Source organism: Acetobacter sp. (assembly GCF_047721705.1).
In the GTDB taxonomy this organism is placed as follows: domain Bacteria; phylum Pseudomonadota; class Alphaproteobacteria; order Acetobacterales; family Acetobacteraceae; genus Acetobacter.
Genome location: NZ_JBDNXK010000069.1, coordinates 1 through 16792, shown reverse-complemented (window position 1 = coordinate 16792; position 16792 = coordinate 1). Strand labels below are relative to the sequence as shown.

Annotated in this window: 16 protein-coding genes and 1 pseudogene; 4 read left to right on the top strand and 13 right to left on the bottom strand. The window is 59.5% G+C overall.

The features are described 5' to 3' along the window. Positions 1–819: pseudogene (locus tag ABF824_RS11835) on the top strand (hypothetical protein); the annotation flags it as partial. A 43-nt stretch (positions 820–862) separates the two neighbouring features. Here ABF824_RS11835 and ABF824_RS11830 read toward each other — a convergent pair. The 5 genes from ABF824_RS11830 to rplM form a co-directional block, all read right to left on the bottom strand. After that, positions 863–1267, bottom strand: a complete 405-nt coding sequence (locus ABF824_RS11830) for a hypothetical protein (RefSeq protein ID WP_415489251.1) — start codon at positions 1265–1267, stop codon at positions 863–865. Positions 1268–1412: 145 nt separating this feature from the next. Next, on the bottom strand, positions 1413–1676 hold the full coding sequence (locus ABF824_RS11825; protein WP_415489250.1) for a hypothetical protein: 264 nt from the start codon (positions 1674–1676) through the stop codon (positions 1413–1415). Between the two features lie 46 nt (positions 1677–1722). Continuing rightward, positions 1723–2940: an NAD(P)/FAD-dependent oxidoreductase gene (locus ABF824_RS11820; RefSeq protein ID WP_415489249.1), complete on the bottom strand. Its 1218-nt coding sequence runs from the start codon at positions 2938–2940 to the stop codon at positions 1723–1725. A 91-nt stretch (positions 2941–3031) separates the two neighbouring features. Then, positions 3032–3523: a 30S ribosomal protein S9 gene (gene rpsI / locus ABF824_RS11815; RefSeq protein WP_415489248.1), complete on the bottom strand. Its 492-nt coding sequence runs from the start codon at positions 3521–3523 to the stop codon at positions 3032–3034. 5 nt (positions 3524–3528) lie between these two features. Then, positions 3529–4008 (bottom strand): 50S ribosomal protein L13, encoded by a 480-nt coding sequence (gene rplM / locus ABF824_RS11810; RefSeq protein ID WP_415489247.1) that lies wholly within the window; start codon positions 4006–4008, stop codon positions 3529–3531. A 261-nt stretch (positions 4009–4269) separates the two neighbouring features. Here rplM and ABF824_RS11805 point away from each other — a divergent pair, with 261 nt between their 5' ends. After that, positions 4270–5790, top strand: coding sequence for a 3-demethylubiquinone-9 3-methyltransferase (locus tag ABF824_RS11805; RefSeq protein ID WP_415489246.1), 1521 nt, complete (start codon positions 4270–4272; stop codon positions 5788–5790). A gap of 6 nt (positions 5791–5796) precedes the next feature. Further along, entirely contained in the window at positions 5797–6696 is a 900-nt protein-coding gene (locus ABF824_RS11800) for an SDR family oxidoreductase (RefSeq protein WP_415489244.1), read from the top strand. Positions 6697–6708: 12 nt separating this feature from the next. Here ABF824_RS11800 and ABF824_RS11795 read toward each other — a convergent pair whose 3' ends face one another. From ABF824_RS11795 to ABF824_RS11780, 4 genes are read right to left on the bottom strand one after another with little or no spacing between them, the layout of a single operon-like run. Beyond that, positions 6709–7440 (bottom strand): hypothetical protein, encoded by a 732-nt coding sequence (locus ABF824_RS11795; protein ID WP_415489242.1) that lies wholly within the window; start codon positions 7438–7440, stop codon positions 6709–6711. A 24-nt stretch (positions 7441–7464) separates the two neighbouring features. After that, positions 7465–9006, bottom strand: a complete 1542-nt coding sequence (locus ABF824_RS11790; protein ID WP_415489252.1) for an efflux transporter outer membrane subunit — start codon at positions 9004–9006, stop codon at positions 7465–7467. Further along, positions 8993–10069 (bottom strand): HlyD family secretion protein, encoded by a 1077-nt coding sequence (locus ABF824_RS11785; RefSeq protein ID WP_415489240.1) that lies wholly within the window; start codon positions 10067–10069, stop codon positions 8993–8995. Before ABF824_RS11785 ends, ABF824_RS11790 begins: the two co-directional genes overlap by 14 nt. 17 nt (positions 10070–10086) lie before the next feature. Then, positions 10087–11724, bottom strand: a complete 1638-nt coding sequence (locus ABF824_RS11780) for an MFS transporter (RefSeq protein WP_415489238.1) — start codon at positions 11722–11724, stop codon at positions 10087–10089. Between the two features lie 120 nt (positions 11725–11844). Between ABF824_RS11780 and ABF824_RS11775 the strand changes: the two genes are divergently transcribed. Next, the gene (locus tag ABF824_RS11775; protein ID WP_415489236.1) at positions 11845–12759 is read left to right on the top strand and encodes a LysR family transcriptional regulator; all 915 of its coding nucleotides are present in this window, start codon (positions 11845–11847) and stop codon (positions 12757–12759) included. A 21-nt stretch (positions 12760–12780) separates the two neighbouring features. Here the strand turns inward: ABF824_RS11775 and ABF824_RS11770 are convergent, their stop codons facing one another. The 4 genes from ABF824_RS11770 to ABF824_RS11755 form a co-directional block, all read right to left on the bottom strand. Further along, on the bottom strand, positions 12781–13278 hold the full coding sequence (locus tag ABF824_RS11770) for a DUF523 domain-containing protein (RefSeq protein ID WP_415489234.1): 498 nt from the start codon (positions 13276–13278) through the stop codon (positions 12781–12783). Then, a complete protein-coding gene (gene panC / locus ABF824_RS11765; protein WP_415489232.1) occupies positions 13275–14111 on the bottom strand; it encodes a pantoate--beta-alanine ligase in 837 nt (278 codons plus the stop codon). The genes ABF824_RS11770 and panC overlap by 4 nt, the downstream gene beginning before the upstream one ends. A 2-nt stretch (positions 14112–14113) precedes the next feature. Then, positions 14114–14962: a 3-methyl-2-oxobutanoate hydroxymethyltransferase gene (gene panB, locus ABF824_RS11760; protein WP_415489230.1), complete on the bottom strand. Its 849-nt coding sequence runs from the start codon at positions 14960–14962 to the stop codon at positions 14114–14116. A 122-nt stretch (positions 14963–15084) separates the two neighbouring features. Continuing rightward, a complete protein-coding gene (locus tag ABF824_RS11755) occupies positions 15085–16449 on the bottom strand; it encodes a diguanylate cyclase (RefSeq protein ID WP_415489225.1) in 1365 nt (454 codons plus the stop codon). Positions 16450–16792: the final 343 nt, after the last annotated feature.

The following is a 16792-nucleotide window of genomic DNA, read 5'->3' as shown; positions in this document are numbered from 1 at the left end:
CAGCCTGATGCGCCCGCCGCTCCGTCCCATGAATGGGACGAAAAAGATCTCGATAGCCATTTTGACGATGCAAACTGGCATGCCAACACAGGCATGTCGGAAAGTCTGGCCGAGGAGCCTGCCACTCTCGATCGTTTTGAGACTGGTGTGCATGACGAAGTGCCTTGGGCGCGTCCCGATGCTTCCCAGTCTGACGGCGAGGAGACACACGCTGCACCGGAGACCGCTCACCAGCCTGCTGACGGGCAGTTTGACGATGTCATCAATCGCATTCGTGCAAGCCGCAGAAGCGCCGCTGCCGGGATGGAGCAGCCAGCTGCTCCTGAGGCTCCGCCACAGTCAGAGGCTTCGGTAGACCACCAGCCTGCTTCCACGCCAGATTCAAACGAGCCGTGGGTGCCTGCATGGGAGCGGGCGGCTCAGACGCAGCCAGCTGAAGAAACACCACCTCAACCGCAGGTCGAAGCACACGCAGAAGCTCCGATATGGGATCTTCATCCAGCTGCAACTGAACAGCATGAGGCTTCTGAAGAAGAGCATGCGCCTGTCGAGAAGGAGACGGTGGCAGCGCCCGAGGCGGAAGAAAGACACATTACAGCCGCAGCGGATATTTCCAGCCGTCTGCGCAACGACGTGCTCAATCGTGTGGCGTCAAAAGACAGCCTCAAGCCGGGTAGCAGCGGTTCATTGCTGGAAAGCCCGGCGTTCTGGCGCAAGGCATGGATTGCAAGTGGTGTCGGGGCTGCGGTCGGTCTTGCAGCCTGTGTTCACTGGTTCAGTGCGCTCCGCCATCTCTGGCCTGCTCTGAATCTTCTGTGACTGGCACACCCGTCCTGCCGGGGCAGGCGCGGGTGTCCTTGTTTTACATGGAACGGGCAGCTACTGCTGAAAGCGTAGCGCCCAGCGCCGCTAGCGCCATCAGGAGAATGCCGTCGAAAATCAGCCCCGATGGTGTCAGCAGATGAGTGCCGAACATGACCTCGTGGGGGATGGCGTCGGCTACGTGCGCCATGACGTCATGCGCCTGGGCATCCACATGCCCCGCGCTGGAGGAAACGGCACTGACGACATGTGGCAGGGCGGCCCACCCGATACCGGCGATCAGGAGAAGAGGGGCCAGAAGTTCAGCCACCTGTTGCGCCATGTAGAACAGGAAATACAGCACGGACCAGATACCCAGCCGAGCGAGGGAAAGGCCACCGGATGCCCCGTTGCCACGACCTGTGGACGAACGGGAAGGGCGGTATGTGTCGTCGCTAAAGCTCATGCGATCGGTCTCTCTCTCGTCGGCGGCGGGCATCCGTCAGCCGGATTATGACTTCTGCCCGCTTCAGGGCTGCACGCCGGGGGTAATGCCTGCGGGGCGGGAAAGCAAATCGGCCATGCCACGCATCCCGTCCACCGGCAATCCATTATTTGAGATAAACCTGTCCGTAAGACGCGGCTCCAAGGCCCGGACAACTACAGGGCGCTCCGACCGGAGAGGCAAGCGGTAACTGGCAGGTATAAAGACCTGCCTTGCAAGTGCCGCCGAGAGGCGTTCCCGGCGGATAGGTGCCGGGCGCGATGGGTGTTCCGGCCTGTCCCGTGCAGGCGGAAAGCGCAGCCGTCGCGATGGCGAGCAGGATGCCTTTCTTGTGGGAACGCATAAACCGACGAAAAACTGCTGTGTCCATATTGGCACCTCGTGATGAGAGTGATGTGCGCAAAGGCAACGTCCTGTCAGGTCGAAAGATGTTTTTTTCTTTCGGCAAGGGCCAGACCCGCCGCATGACCGCTGGCCCAAGCCCAGTGGAAGTTATACCCACCGAGCCAACCGGTCACGTCCACCGCTTCTCCTACACTATAAAAACCCGGCACGGTGGTAGCTTCAAGGGTCTGGGAGGAAAGCGCGCGCGTGTCGATTCCGCCGCAGGTGACTTCCGCTTTTGCGTAACCTTCGCTGCCAGCAGGCGAGAACTCCCAGCGTGAGAGAGCTTCTGCGGCAGGGCGTAGAAGCCGGTCAGGCCACTCGGCTGCTGGTTTTTCGCCCAGAAGGCGTGGGCCGAGAACTTCCGCAAGGCGTCGTGGCAGCCATTCGCCCAAGATGGAAACGGCGTGGGCTTTTGGACGAATGGTGCGCGCCTTTTTCAGAAGGGCTAGCGCATCCTGTCCCGGCAGGAGATCAATGCTGAGCGGCTGTCCTGCTTTCCAATATGAAGAAATCTGCAGGATGGCCGGTCCGGACAGACCACGATGGGTGAACAGCATCGCCTCATCGAACGCGACTTTTCCACACCGCGTGCGTATCGGCAGGGAAGCGCCGGAGAGGCCTGATATCCATTCCCGATCTGGTTCGGCCGCCAGCAGGGGCACAAGCCCGGGTGTCGGTGGCACAACCGGGATGCCGAACTGTCGTGCCAGTCGATGGGCAAAATCAGTTGCGCCGAGTTTTGGGATAGAGAGGCCGCCGCACGCCACAACCACGGAGGGAGCGGTGAGAAGGAGGCGGTCCGTCTCGACCTCATAGGTTCCGGAGTGGCGAACCGCCCTGACGGATTCACCAAGCCGCAGCGTCACATTGCCAGCAGCACATTCATCCAGCAGCATGGCCAGAATCTGTCGTGCCGAGCCATCACAGAACAGTTGGCCGAGTGTTTTTTCGTGCCACGCGATGCGGTGCTTTGTGACCAGTTCGAGAAAGTTGGCAGGCTTGTAGCGGGCCAACGCAGAACGGACGAAATGGCGGTTGCTGGAAATAAAGCGATCCGGCGCTACGTGCAGGTTGGTGAAATTGCACCGCCCCCCACCCGAAATCAGGATTTTCCGGCCCGGCTCATCGTTGTGTTCCAGCACAGCTACGCGCAGGCCGCGTTGTCCGGCGGTCAGGGCCGTCATCAGGCCTGCCGCACCAGCGCCGATCACGATGGCGTCGAAGGATTCTCGCGTTTTGCCGCTCACGTCTGTTCTCCGGATAAAGAAAAAGCCGCCAGCCCGAAGGCCAGCGGCTTCCAAAACCCACTCCAGCACAAGGCTGGAGGTGTTTTCCAGATCAGCGCTTGCTGAACTGGAAGGAACGACGGGCCTTGGCCTTACCGTATTTCTTACGCTCGACCTGACGGGAGTCACGGGTCAGGAACCCGGCTGCCTTCAGAACGCCGCGAAGTTCCGGCTCGTAATAGGTCAGCGCGCGGCTGATGCCGTGACGGACTGCACCAGCCTGACCGGACAGACCGCCACCAACGACGGTGCAGACAACGTCGAACTGGTTGTAACGGTCGGTCACAAGGAACGGCTGCGTGAGCAGCATGCGCAGAACAGGACGAGCGAAGTAGGTGTCGATCGCACGACCGTTCACCGTGATGTCGCCCTTACCCGGCTTGATCCATACGCGAGCTACGGACTCTTTACGACGACCGGTCGCATAAGAGCGGCCCTGTGCGTCACGCTTTACTTCGTAAACAGGAGCATCGGAAGCAACGACCTGAGGAGCAACGTCTTTCAGATCGGCGAGCGTGCCTGTGCGTTCAATCGTTTCAGACATGGCGATCAGACCCCACTCTTCGGAACGGCGGTGTTTTTGCGGTTCAGTGCGGCGACATCCAGCTTGACCGGCTTCTGGCCGTCATGCGGATGCTCCGGACCGGCATAGACATGCAGGTTGCGCATCTGGGCGCGCTGGAGCGGACCACGGGTGATCATGCGCTCGACAGCCTTCTCGACCACATGGCCCGGGTTCTTGCCCGTGAGGCGCTGCGTGATCGTGCGCTGCTTGATACCGCCCGGATAGCCGGTGTGGTAGTGGAAGAGCTTCTGGCCGACCTTGTTGCCGGTCAGCTTGATCTTCTCCGCGTTGATGACGACGACGTGATCGCCGCAGTCAACGTGCGGTGTGAACTGGGGTTTGTGCTTGCCACGCAGGCGCGTCGCAATGATGGTGGCGAGACGGCCAAGAACGAGCCCTTCAGCGTCGATCAGCAGCCAGTTCTTCGTCACCTCCGCGGGCTTAAGCGAGAGGGTGGTCTTCATTGATTCTATGTCCGTCCAGAAATCTTGAGCGGTTCGGGTGGCGCCTTATGCGCAAGCCGTTGCATGACGTCAAGCATAATCGCAGGGTAAAAAATGTCATTTTCATTTTATCCTGAAATATAAAGGGAATTCGTTATGAGGTAATATGATACCGCGGTGATTTTCGGCTAATATCCCGATCACCTCATTTCCTGATGCCCTCATGGCAACATCCTGATATGAAAGAAGAACAGAAACAGTCCGCAAAGTAACAGGCAGGCCATGACGTCTCAGAACACCCGCCGCACCATTGTCGCCCTGTCTGCTCTGGTTGTCGTTGGACTCGGCGCTTCCGGCTGGATCTGGGTGCATCGGAAAGCGAACCATGAACTGATAGAGGCGCTTGAGGATGCTCGGGCGCATCTGCCGCCTGGCGTGGAGTTTACGTGGAGCAAGGCTGTCGCCCTGCCCGCAACGCATGGCGCACGCCTGACGGATGTGGTGCTGAAAGACCCGTCCGGCACGATCTCCGCTGCCATGATCGAACTGATCGGTGCGACAATCGTGAACGATGGACGCGATGACGCTTCACCGACAGCGGAACGTAGTCCTCTGCATTTCGATCACGTGCTTGCCCACACACTTCATATAAGTGGCGCAACAGGCACGCTTGATACCAAGCGCCTGTCGCTCGATGGCGTGACATTGCCGTCCCCCAGCGAGGACCAGATCACCAAGCTGACGATCGATCACGGTGAGCTGACTCATGGAGTGCTGACTCCAGCGGACGGCAAGGCGTTTCTTTCCGCCGATGAGGCGATCCTTGACCAGTATGGCATCGGACGGATTTCCCGTCTGACTGTGAGAAAACTGGAGTTGGAAGAGGCTGACCCGCCGAAGCAGGGGCTGCTGATCGGGAAGCTCGTTTCCGATGGCGCGGATCTGGCGTCCACAGCGCAGGCCGCGCTGAAGGGGCAGGGGCCGCTGCTGGCTGATGGAAATCTGTCGCTTGTCGTGGATGATCTGGAAAGCCGGGGCGCTTTCGGCGGTCCGAATGCCAGCGTCCAGAAACTGGCGAGCGTTGAGAAAGCACATATTCACATCAATACGGCCGACCAGAAACGCAATGTGACGGAAGGGCTGACACACCTACGCGTCTGGCCGACCGCACCACAGACAGCTGTGATCAAGGCGCTTGGATACGACAGATTTGACGGCGATGTGGTCCTGAACGCGATTGTCGATTTCGGCGCGGACGTGGCGCATGTCACGCAACTCGACATCCATGCGCCCAAATGGGGACGCCTCGATCTGGCCGGCGATTTCACCCATGTCACAACCCCTCTTGGCTGGCTGCCGGTGCCATTCTTCTCCCATCTCGATATTTCGTGGCGCGATGGAGGACTCGTCTCCCGCATGCTGAATACGGCTGCCGTCGCTCAGGGGATGGATCCCGATGCTTATGTGGCGTTGCTTCGACGCGCTCTTGCACCGCAGAACGCTTCTCCGGACAGCGTGGGACGTCAGCTAGCCGATTATCTTGCTGCACCGGAAGCTGGCACGCTCACTGCGATGATTGCTCCACCACAGCCGATGCCGGTCTCTGTCTTGGCGGAACTTGGCGCGCTTCCAGCACATCCTGAAATAGCCGACAAACTTGGGCTGACAGTGCAGGCGCCCGCGAAGGACCGCTCGGAACCAGCGCCACAACTTCCCGACCCGAACCAGACGACTGACGAGCCAGATGATCCGTCGATCCTTGCTCCCGCCACCCCACCTTCACTTGCAACGCCGAAACCATAAAAAGGCATGACCGACACGGTCCATGTCATCGGAGCAGGCGGCCGCTCCGGTGTTGCTGTACGCCGCGCTTTGCTGGCGCAGGGGCGGGCAGTGGTGCCAGTCGTACGGAATGGCGCGCGGTATGAAGAAACCCTGACGCCCGGGGAGCGGAGTAATCCACTCCTCCAGCTACCGCGTATCGCTGATCTGACCGGAGCCACCGATGTGCTGGCAACGGCTCTCGCGGATGCGACCGTTATCGTCTGCACGGCTCATGCGCGGAATATACCCGCTCTTCTGGAAGCTGCACCAAAAGAAGCCCGTCTCGTCTGTCTGGGAAGTACACGCAAGTTCACCCGCTGGCCGGATGCTCACGGAAACGGCGTTCTGAAGGGGGAACGGGCGCTGATGCAGTCAGGTCGCAGCGGCATCATCCTGCACCCGACTATGATCTACGGAGCGCAGGGCGAGAACAACGTCCAACGTCTGGCTGCGCTTCTGCGGCGATTGCCTGTCATCCCGTTGCCCGGAGGCGGAAAGTCGCTTGTGCAACCCATTCATCAGGATGACGTCACGGCCAGTATTATTGCGGCCATCGACCGGAACTGGGATGGGCCACACAGTCTTGCCATAGCGGGCGCTGTTCCCGTGACTTACCGTGATTTCGTGCTGCTCGTTGCGCGTGCCGCAGGGCTAAGGCGCCGCCCTGTTATTACCGTGCCCGCCCGCCTGCTGATCGCTGCGTCTGCGTTGTTGCGACGTCTTCCCGGGTTTCCCGAGATCGGTCCGGATGAGATCCGGCGGCTCATGGAAGACAAGAATGTCGATATCATTCCCATGATCGAAACGCTTGGTGTGAGGCCGATATCACTGGGTGTGGGTTTGAAACGGCTTTTTTCGGGTGATGAGCATCACGCGGATCTGTGAGCGGCTTCTCTATTACGCAGCAACATCCGAAAGCAGAACGACTGCGGTTTCTTCAGCAATCACCACAATCTGCTGCTCACCTTCAAAACTGGCGCCATCACCCGATGCCAGTTCTCCGTTTCCGATTTTCACATTCCCTGAGACAAGGATGAGATAGAGATCCCGTCCTTCAGCCGTGTCATAGGCTGCACCTTCACCGGTTAGAATCGTGGCGAGCAGGAAACGCGCTCGGCTGGAGAGGGTGAGAGGGGCCGCATCATCGGGAAGGTCGTTTTCTTCTGGGTCATCCTCAGGGAAGCCGGAGGCAAGAATCTGGAAGCCTCCTTCTGAAGAAGTCCTGTCGGCTTCGCGAATTTCCTGACAGGGCGTCATGCCTTCCTCGTCAGCGAGAAACCATAACTGAACGAACGAAGCGCCATCTGCACCTGCATGCCAAGCCATGTCCGTGCAGGCCGTGCCGGTCCGCAGGACATGCAGGGCACCCGCAGGAACGGTCTCCGGCAGGAAATCCTCGGTGTGCGTAATCAGTTCGCCCTGCTGCACCCATGTGACGATATCGACATCGTGCTCGCGCTCCAGACGAAAGCATTCGCCGGGACGAAGAACGGCTGTGTTGGCTACCCGCAGTCGCCCTTCATGAATATGCGCGGCGTCCTGATAGCCCTGAAAAGCGAAGTGACAGCGCATATTCACATCGCTGGAAGGATTTGTTCCAAGAGTGGCGGCGCGTCTGATGGTCATCATGGGACAGGTCTCGTCTGCTGGGATTCACGCCGGTTTCTGTTGCATGGTGCGAGTGGGATAGATTTTCTCCCACCCGCCGCCGAGCGCCCGATAAAGATGCGTCACCGAGTCAGCGACGTTCGCGGTAGCCTGCACCAGAGCACTCTGTGAAGCGAGAAGGGCGTTCTGCACGGTCAGCACGTTCAGGAAGTCCGAAGCACCCTGCACATATTGCGTTCGTGCGATATCGACGGCGATTTCGTTTTCATGCACTGCTTCCGCCAGTCGGTCCCGCTGGTTCTGGGCGGCGGTGAAAGCGGCCATGGCGTCGTCGATTTCTTCCCATGCCTTCAATACGGTGCGCTGGAACAGGACGGCCGCCTCCTGCTCCTGTGCCTTGCGCAGGCGGAGTTGCCCCGTCAGGCGTCCTCCTTCGAAAATCGGTAGAGTCGCCGTGGGACCGAACCCGTACTGGCGCGAAGCCCATGAGCCAAGGCCGCTGAACTGAAGCGCCTGCACATCGAGGCTTCCCGAGAGTGTCACGCGTGGAAAGAAATCCGCGATCGCCACACCGATGCTGGCTGTCGCAGCGTGCAGACGTTCGCTGGCCATACGGATATCAGGCCGTCGTTCCGCCAGTTGCGAAGGCAGTCCCGCTGGAACCTCAGGAGGAGCGGGGGGAATCGGCGCAGCCTTGCCGAGTTCAGCATTCAAGGCGCCCGGTTCGCGCGCCACCAGAAAGCTGAGGGCATTGAGGAGGTGGATTTCCTGACTTTTCAGCGGTGAAAGGCGGGATTCGAAGCTATGCAACTGCCCTGTCGCTTCCGCCACATCAAGCCGCGTGGCCGCACCCTGATCGAAACGTAATTGGGTGAGTTGCACGCTATGTCGCGCGATATCGATATTGTGGTTGAGAATGTCGATCTGCGATTGTGTGGCGCGAAGATCGATATAGTTCCGGGCAGTCTCGGCCATGAGCGAGACAAGAACGTCCCGGCGCACCTCTTCCGTGCCGTGCATCGCGGCCGTTGCGGCTTCGACCTGTCGGCGGACATGGCCCCAGAAATCCACCTCCCATGAGGCGTTCATGCCGTATTGCGGCAGATTGAACGATGGATTGCCAATGCTGCCGGGTATGGCGGCAGGCCCGAAGCCCTGCGTGCCACTGGCGATGCTGTCCGTTCCTTCACGCTCCGCCGCGCCGAGCAGGCCCAGAATGCCATTCGTGCTGGCGCGTTCACGGGCATAGGAGGCATTGGCTTCCATGTGCGGAAACTGGGCGGCACTCGCGATGCGCCGTTCGGCATTGCTTTCGGCAAGCCGGGCCGAAGCCGCACGAAGATCGAGATTCGAAGCTGCGACTTCATTTTCCAGTCGCGTCAGAATGGGATCGTTGAACAGCGTCCACCATGCCGGATCTGTCGAGGCTGAGGTCACGCGGCTTTCCCCTTTCGGCAACGGATCGCGCCATTTTTCAGGCGTGGCAATCTGCGGCTTGTGAAAGTCCGGTCCGACCGTGCATCCCGCCAGAGCCAGCACTGCCAATCCGGAAAACAGAGCCTGCCGCAACGGATTAGTGCCAGACATAGCGGTTATTTCCGGCATGTGGGCCTTCCGGCTTCGAGCCGGTATCGATGTTCACTTCCACAGACATGCCGACACGGACCTTGGCGGCAAGCGGCTGGTCGGCGTCGAAAGTCAGCTTGACCGGGATACGCTGAACGACCTTGGTGAAGTTGCCGGTAGCGTTGTCGGGCTGGATCGGTGCGAAGGCCACGCCCGTCGCGGGGGCGAGGGAGTCCACATGCGCTTTCAGCGGATGGTTGGGAAATGTATCGACCCAGATCGTGGCGCGTTGCCCGGTCTGGACTTTCGTCAGCTGTGTTTCCTGAAAGTTCGCCAGCACATAGGCCGCCTGTGTCGGCACCACGGCGAGGATACCAGTGCCCGGATGGACGTAGGCGCCCACGCGCACACCACGCTCGCCAACCACGCCGTCAACCGGGGCGGGGATGGTGCAGTAGGACAGGTTCAGTTCGGCCTGTTTTTCATCGCCCTGCGCCCGGAGCAGGACACCACGTGCGCGCTCAAGCTGTCCCTTGAGGACGGCGATCTGCCGGACAGCCGCGTCAACGCCGGCCTGATCGCGGGCGATGGCGGCCTGTTCTTCCTTCTCATGCGCTTCGGAAGACTGTTTCTGCTCGATGGTGCCCGCGCCACCCGCTGACAGGTTGCGGTAACGGGTGGTGTTCTGGCGTGCGAACAGCAGGTTGGCCTGATCGGCGAGAACAGCCGCGTGGGCCTCGGCGATCACGGAATCCTGCCGGGCCAGTTCCGCTTCCAGATTGGTCACATCGCCCTGCGCGGCCAGCACGTTGCCCTTCGCCACGTCGAGGGCGGCGCGGTAATCGTCATCCTCGATGTGAGCCAGTTCCTCACCCGCGCGGACCTGCTCGTTGTCCTGCGCGATCACGCGGTCGATCCGTCCGGCGACTTTGGGTGCAACGGTCGTGAAGTCAGCGGTGACATAGGCGTCGTTGGTATATTGGTTGATCCCATCGCCGTTGACGAAGCGTGCGCCGCCCCACGCGACGCAGGCCAGCACCACCGCCGCGCATCCGGCATAGAGAAGGGGTTTTTTATAGATCATGACGGCTGTTTCCGGATTCAGCGGGCTGGAGCATTGGGTGAGGGCGCACGGGGCGGATAGACCCGGTGCGGCAGGATGAGATTCATGACGGCGTAACCGAGGCAGACCCAGATCAGCACGTAATAGATGTCGTTCAGCGCCAGTACGAGCGCCTGCTCATGCACGTAAGTGTGGAAGACCTGAAGCGAATTGCGGGCGACATGGGCGCTGTCCGGCGACGTGACCGAAAGCTGCTGGTTGATCGGGTCGCCCATGCCCTGAAGGGCGAGACCGTGCGTGCCGTGGTGATCGAGCAGCATGGTCGAGTGATACTGTTCGCGACGGCGCGTCGAGGCGGAGAACAGCGCGAAAGCGACGGCGTTGGCCAGTCCCTTGAGCATGTTCACCATGCCGGAGATGAAGGGACCGTCCGCCGGTCCCATCGCCATCGTCGCCAGCATGAGCGTGGGAATGACGGTCATGGGCTGGCCGAAGACCTGAAGGATCTGGAGCAGGTAAAAATTGTCGCGCACCCAGTCCACTGTCAGCCAGGTGCCAAGATAGGCCGAGCCTGCGAGGCAGAGCATCCCGCCCGCCAGCACGAAGCGGCAGTCCACCTTGCGGCTGTTACAGATGGCGGCGATCAGCGGCAGCATGATGAGCTGAGGCAGGGCCACAACTAACGAAACAGGAGCAGCCTGAATAGGGCGATAGCCACGCACCGCTTCCAGATAGGTCGCTGGAATACCGCCCATGATGGAACAGATGGCGAGGATGCCCACCAGCGACAGAAGCGACGCCTGAATATTGCGGGATTTCCAGTACTGGATGCGGAAATACGGGCTGGGGTGATAGGCCTCGTTGATGACGAACACGATGAAGGCGGCCAGTCCCCAGAAGGTCAGATTGGTGATGATGGGTGAGCGGTACCAGTCCAGTCGATCGCCCTGATACAGCACGATGACCAGCGAGCAGATGGCGGGCAGGCCGACCAGAATGCCGAACCAGTTGAACTTCTCGAACCGCTCGAAATGCATCGGGTCTTTCGGCAGACCGTAGGCCATCATGGCGATGGCGAGCGCCGCCGTGGGGATGATCTCCCAGTACAGCCAGTGCCAGCCGACATGCTCGAACCAGAAAGCCTCCAGTGGCAGGCCGAGATTCGGGCCGAAGGTCGCGCTCATGGCGTAGCCGCCGATGCCGAATACGCGGATAGGCGGCGGCAGGTATTTCAGCATGACGGTCATCAGCACCGGCGGCAGGCAGCCGCCCGCGAGACCCTGAAAGGCGCGCAGGATGCAGAGTGATGTGACGTCTGGCATGAACGGGGCCGGAATGGAGAGCAGCGCCAGCATCGCCGTCATGAAGATGGAGAAGCGGTAGATCGAGAACGTCATGTAGAACCACGGCGTGAAGGCCATGGCGGCGATGTTGAACGCCTCGTAAATGGCGATGACCCACGTGCCCTCATCGTGTCCGATGTGCATCGCGCCGCGAATGTCGGACAGGCCGATCTCGGTGACGTGCTCGTTGAATCCCGCCACATGCACGGCAAGCAGCATGCCGAGGCAGCCGATCACGGTCCGCAGGCCGAACGGCGGGATGTAGGACGGCATCGGCGGTGAAGCATGGATCACCGGCGCACCATCTGTCAGAGCAGGGGCAGCGGTTGTCATGGGAGTGTATCAGCAGGATCGGACGGCATCTGACCACCCTCGTTTCGGACAAGCGACGATTTCACTTTCCGGAATGGTTTTTGCTGGTTCCTGCGTCCAGCGAAGTCTATATCTGAAGGAATGCGAGGGTATGATCTTGACCTGCTACGCTATCTTCAGGTGTTGATCGAGGAAGAAAGCGTCTCCGCCGCCGCGCGCAGGCTGAAGGTGAGCGAGCCGGCGATGAGTCGGCATCTCGCCAAACTGCGCACCGTGTTCTCCGATCCTATTCTCGTGCAGTCCGGTCGCAGCATGACGGCCTCATCCCTCGCGGCGAGTATTCTCGATCGGGTGCAGGAGGTGGGCCGCGCTGCGGAGAGTCTGGTCGAAACGCAGGCTCTGGCTGACCTGGCCAACATGGAGCCAACCTTTACCATCCGCGCGAACGATCTGATCGTGGCCGCGCTGGGGCTGCCTTTATTACGTGCGCTCCGGCAGGAATGCCCGAAATGCGAAATCGTGTTCGCGCCGGAAGTGGACGATCCGGCGTCCGATCCACTGCGGCATAACAGCATAGACCTTTATATAGGTGCGACCGACGTCATGAAGCCGGAGATCCGGCGGCAGACGCTGTTCCGCCACCAGATGTTCGGGCTTGTGCGGCAAGGGCATCCCATTCTTGCCGAGCCGATCACACCGCAAAGCATGGTGCTTTACGATTACATCAGCGTCTCACGGAGGGGCAGGGCGCGTGGTCCCATCGACTGGGCCTTGCGCGATCATTACGGGCTGACACGTCGGATTGTGATGGTGGTGCCGAACTATCACGCTATGGTCGAAAGCATGAAGGATACGGATCTGATTCTGGCGGTGCCCGATCTGGTCCTGCAACATATTTCCATGGATCGTCTGGGACTGGCGTCCTTCGCGTTTCCGCTTTCTTTGCCATATGTGGAGGCGTTTCAGGCATGGCATCCCCGCCGGGATACGGACCCGGTGCATCGATGGTTACGTGAGACATTGTTCCGGGTCTCGCGGCAGGTGCTGCATGCCTGAAATAAGCGGATGGTGTCAGGCCTATGCCTCTTGCGCTGCCAACAGCCGGGCAAGCGTGTCGATCTCGGTTTCTGCGAAAACCTGCACCCCGTGAGCCTGAAGCAGAGCTGTCGTCACGCCAGCTCCCTGATGCTTTCTGCCCCCAAAAGTGCCGTCATAAATAACGGTGCTGCCACATGATGGGCTTCCGTCAGTCAGCAGGGCGAATTTGCAGCCGTGTTCCTGTGCAAGAGCGAGGGCTGTATTGGCCCCTGCGATAAAGAGTTTCGACAGGTCGGTGCCGTTTTCTTCGATAACGCATGCTTTTTCGTTCAGAACCGCCGTGCCATCCTGAGCGTGCGCAATTTCCGCAGGAGGACGAGGCACGCTAAAGCCGGCAGCCAGTTCGGGACAGATGACCACAAGCCGACCCTCATTCTGCCATTGGCTGATGAGGCAATGTGTGACGGTTTTTGCCGAGCCATTATAGCGAACGGGTTGACCCACAAGGCAGGCGCTGATCAGGATTTTTTCTGTCACGTCCGCACAAGCATGTTGTCAATCAGCCTGGTTGTTCCCACGCGCACGGCCAATGAGACGAGGGCTTCATTTTCGATGCGGTCCAGTTCCGCCAGACTGATCGGGTCTGCAATGCTGATGTAATCGACGATAAAGTCAGGCTCACGGGCAAACATGTCCCGCATGGTGCGGCGGACCGTTTCGGCATTCCGTTCGCCTTTGCCGACATATTCTTTTGCTGTCTGCAAGGCCGCATGTAACAGCGAAGCACGGTGCCGCTCATCTTCGTCGAGATAGGCGTTGCGGCTGGACAGGGCGAGCCCACTTTCGTTTCTGACCGTATCGCAGATGATTACGTCCAGCGGCATGTTGAGGTCGGTCACTAATCGCCGGATCACGGCGCATTGTTGGGCGTCTTTCTGACCGAAAAACGCTTTCGTTGGCTGCACGATATTGAACAGTTTGGTGACGACAGTGGCCACGCCAGAAAAATGTCCCGGGCGGCTGGCACCTTCCAGAGGAAAGGCGACGGGACCGACATCGATGCTTGTGGCGAAGCCGGGGGGATACATGTCCTGAGCCTGCGGCGTGAACACGAAGGCGACGCCAGCTTCGCGCAGCAGCGCAAGGTCACGTTCCAGCGCGCGCGGATAGCGGTCGAGATCTTCCCCCGCGACGAACTGTGTCGGATTGATGAAGATGCTGACGGCGGCGGCATCGCATTCCGCTTTCGCGCGCCGCACGAGACTGAGGTGGCCTTCATGGAGAAAGCCCATTGTCGGGACAAAGCCCAGCGTGCCGGTCATTGACGCACGGGCTGCGCGCACGTCTGCAATGGAAGAAAATACGTTCATGGTCATGCTTCGTTGGAAGAGGTCACGGCTGCGAGCGCTGCCGTCAGTTCGGCGGCTTCCATCTGGGCGCTGTGCTTTTCGGTTGGAAAAGCACCGTTTCGGACATCGGTGGCATATGTGCGCACGGCGTCCTCCATCGCTGCGCCAATGGCGGCATATTGTCCGGCATGGCGAGGCGGACGCCCTTCGAACAGGCCGAGAATATCGTGCCAGACCTGAACCTGCCCATCGCATCCCGCGCCAGCTCCGATGCCGATCACCGGAATGCGTAGCCGGCGTGAAACGGCTTCAGCCAAAGGGGCGGGCACTACTTCCAGCACGAGAGCGAAAGCGCCTGCCGCTTCAAGGGCAAGCGCGTCTTCAAGAAGGCGTGTCGCTTCGGCTGCTCCGCGCGCCTGCACTTTCAGGCCGATCTGGTGTTGCGACTGGGGGGTCAGACCAAGGTGCCCCATCACCGGAACGCCGCATTCGGTCAGGCGGCGCACCTGCGGCACGATGGAAGCACCACCTTCCAGCTTGACCGCCTGCACACCAGCGTTCTGCATCAGGCGGCGCGCGGAACTGATGGCGTCGTCCACGGTGGCGTAGCTAAGGAAAGGAAGATCCGCGACGACCAGCGCCTGCTTGCTGACCCGCATGACAGCGGCGGCATGCCGTTCCATATCCGTCACTGTGACCGGCAGCGTGGTGTCGTAACCCAGCATCACCATGCCGAGTGAGTCGCCGACCAGTAGCAGGGGCACGCCAGCGCGTTCGGCAATGAGTGTCGAAGAGCAGTCGTAAACGGTGAGCATGGGAATGCGCTCGCCGTTCCGCTTCATCTTCTGCACATCAGCAACCGTCGTTCGCACATCCGTCTCCGTTACAGAGCGTGCCAGCTTGCACGCACGCGACGTTGTGCCCCACTCATGGCAGAAGACCAAGAGTGGCACGGCTCACAATTGGTGCTGAAGATCGTTTGTCGTGCAAAAGTTCAGGATTGCTCCTGATAACTCACGCAGCGGTTACGCCCTTGGCGCTTGGCTTCATACAACGCGGCATCAGCCTGCTGGATGAGGTGTTCATAGTCAGGATGACGGTCGAACATGGTCACGCCAATTGAAACGGTGACACGATCTTCCCTCAGTTTGGGATGATTCAACATGGCGTTGCGAATGCGCTCGGCTATTGCAAGGCCTTCCTTGAGTTCCGTCTCGACAAGCGTGAGCAGGAATTCTTCCCCACCATAGCGGAAGATGAAATCACTGGGCCGACAGACCTCGGTGATGACGTCCGAGACGGTGCGCAGAACGGTATCGCCATGGGCATGGCCGAACTGGTCATTGATGAGTTTGAAGTGATCGACGTCAAGAAGAAGCACGCAGAAGGGAATCTGTCTGCGCAGCGCCTGCGAAATTTCCCGTGACAGAATGGCCGCCAGAAAACGACGGCTCAGTGTGGCGGTCAGAGGATCACGGCCGCCTTCCAACAGGGCATTTTCCGCGAACATGTCGTCCATCAGGAACCGGATTTCCTCCAGCGACTCCTGAAATTCCTGAATTTTTGCAGGCGCGACCGGATAAACGGCTTCCAGATCAGGAAGAAGTTCGCGGTCTATCTTGCGCATGATGGCTTTGACCGCGCTCAGTCCCGCCTTGCCGGAAAACAGGAGGCTGGCCTTGTGGTTGAGCCAGAGGCCGAATCCAGATTTCTCCAAGGGAGGATAAGGGGGAGGGTGGGCGCAGCAGATGGCCAGCAGAAGCTTGTGTCCCCAGTCGAGCAGCGATGCACGCTGGGTCTCTTTCTCCACGGCGATGTCCTGACCGAGAGAGACAAGGCGGCAGGCCTCGTCGGACTCGATCTCACGCGCCAGATCCTTCGCGAACTCTTGTCCCATCACCTCGATAGCGAAATCGATCATGGCGGCGGTGTAGGTCAATGCGATCAGCAGCTGGTCCCGAGGCATCTGCGTATCGAATAGATGTATACGAATCTCATCTTTTAGGGCGCGCACACCCTGCAGGATAAGGCGCATGGGGATGCGCATCCGTGCATGCACAAGGCCAATATGCTGTTGCAGAGCGATCAGCTTGTCCACGTCCGGCTCGGACGAAGGGAAAAGATAGATCAGCCAGTCGGTCAGCGCGTTATGCAGCCGATCCCGGATCGCTTCCATGGAAATGAATTGAGCGGCATCCGGATTGGCCAGCAGAACCTGATAAAAACGGGCGATACACGCTTCGGCGTGTTCTCCCATTATCGGTGCCAGCTTCTGGCGAAGCTCCGGTGTGATGCTGTTGATAATGGCGAGCCATTCCTGTCTGTCTCGAACCGCCATCATAGTAAGTGGCTGCACCATGGCCCCGTTCATTCGTACCTAAATCCAATTAGAGAGTATCTTTTTTTAGAACATTCGCGAGCTATGAGGAATGGCAACGCCCGCGGATATGTCACCCATTGTGAAGGCGTGTGATTAAAGAAGGTTTGAAACAGGAGAGTCGGTTTCATGCTGGCCAGCATGTTTCAAACACATAAATGCCAAAAAGAGGGTATCTAAGGGTAATTGTTTGTAAAAATTGTATTTCTTAAGTAATGTTTTCACTATTTTTGTCTGTAAAAAATCTATTTTTTTGATCAGAATATTGCAGGCAGATTGTATCGATAGACACATCTGTCAAAAATTAGACAAATTCAGTGGATTG

What these genes read in the sequence shown, in the direction of transcription:
- ABF824_RS11830 (WP_415489251.1), bottom strand. Translation starts at nt 1,267, where the DNA reads ATGAGCTTTAGCGACGACACATACCGCCCTTCCCGTTCGTCCACAGGT.
- ABF824_RS11825 (WP_415489250.1), bottom strand. Translation starts at nt 1,676, where the DNA reads ATGGACACAGCAGTTTTTCGTCGGTTTATGCGTTCCCACAAGAAAGGC.
- rpsI (WP_415489248.1), bottom strand. Translation starts at nt 3,523, where the DNA reads ATGTCTGAAACGATTGAACGCACAGGCACGCTCGCCGATCTGAAAGAC.
- rplM (WP_415489247.1), bottom strand. Translation starts at nt 4,008, where the DNA reads ATGAAGACCACCCTCTCGCTTAAGCCCGCGGAGGTGACGAAGAACTGG.
- ABF824_RS11805 (WP_415489246.1), top strand. Translation starts at nt 4,270, where the DNA reads ATGACGTCTCAGAACACCCGCCGCACCATTGTCGCCCTGTCTGCTCTG.
- ABF824_RS11800 (WP_415489244.1), top strand. Translation starts at nt 5,797, where the DNA reads ATGACCGACACGGTCCATGTCATCGGAGCAGGCGGCCGCTCCGGTGTT.
- ABF824_RS11795 (WP_415489242.1), bottom strand. Translation starts at nt 7,440, where the DNA reads ATGATGACCATCAGACGCGCCGCCACTCTTGGAACAAATCCTTCCAGC.
- ABF824_RS11790 (WP_415489252.1), bottom strand. Translation starts at nt 9,006, where the DNA reads ATGTCTGGCACTAATCCGTTGCGGCAGGCTCTGTTTTCCGGATTGGCA.
- ABF824_RS11785 (WP_415489240.1), bottom strand. Translation starts at nt 10,069, where the DNA reads ATGATCTATAAAAAACCCCTTCTCTATGCCGGATGCGCGGCGGTGGTG.
- ABF824_RS11780 (WP_415489238.1), bottom strand. Translation starts at nt 11,724, where the DNA reads ATGACAACCGCTGCCCCTGCTCTGACAGATGGTGCGCCGGTGATCCAT.
- ABF824_RS11775 (WP_415489236.1), top strand. Translation starts at nt 11,845, where the DNA reads ATGCGAGGGTATGATCTTGACCTGCTACGCTATCTTCAGGTGTTGATC.
- panC (WP_415489232.1), bottom strand. Translation starts at nt 14,111, where the DNA reads ATGAACGTATTTTCTTCCATTGCAGACGTGCGCGCAGCCCGTGCGTCA.
- ABF824_RS11755 (WP_415489225.1), bottom strand. Translation starts at nt 16,449, where the DNA reads ATGGTGCAGCCACTTACTATGATGGCGGTTCGAGACAGACAGGAATGG.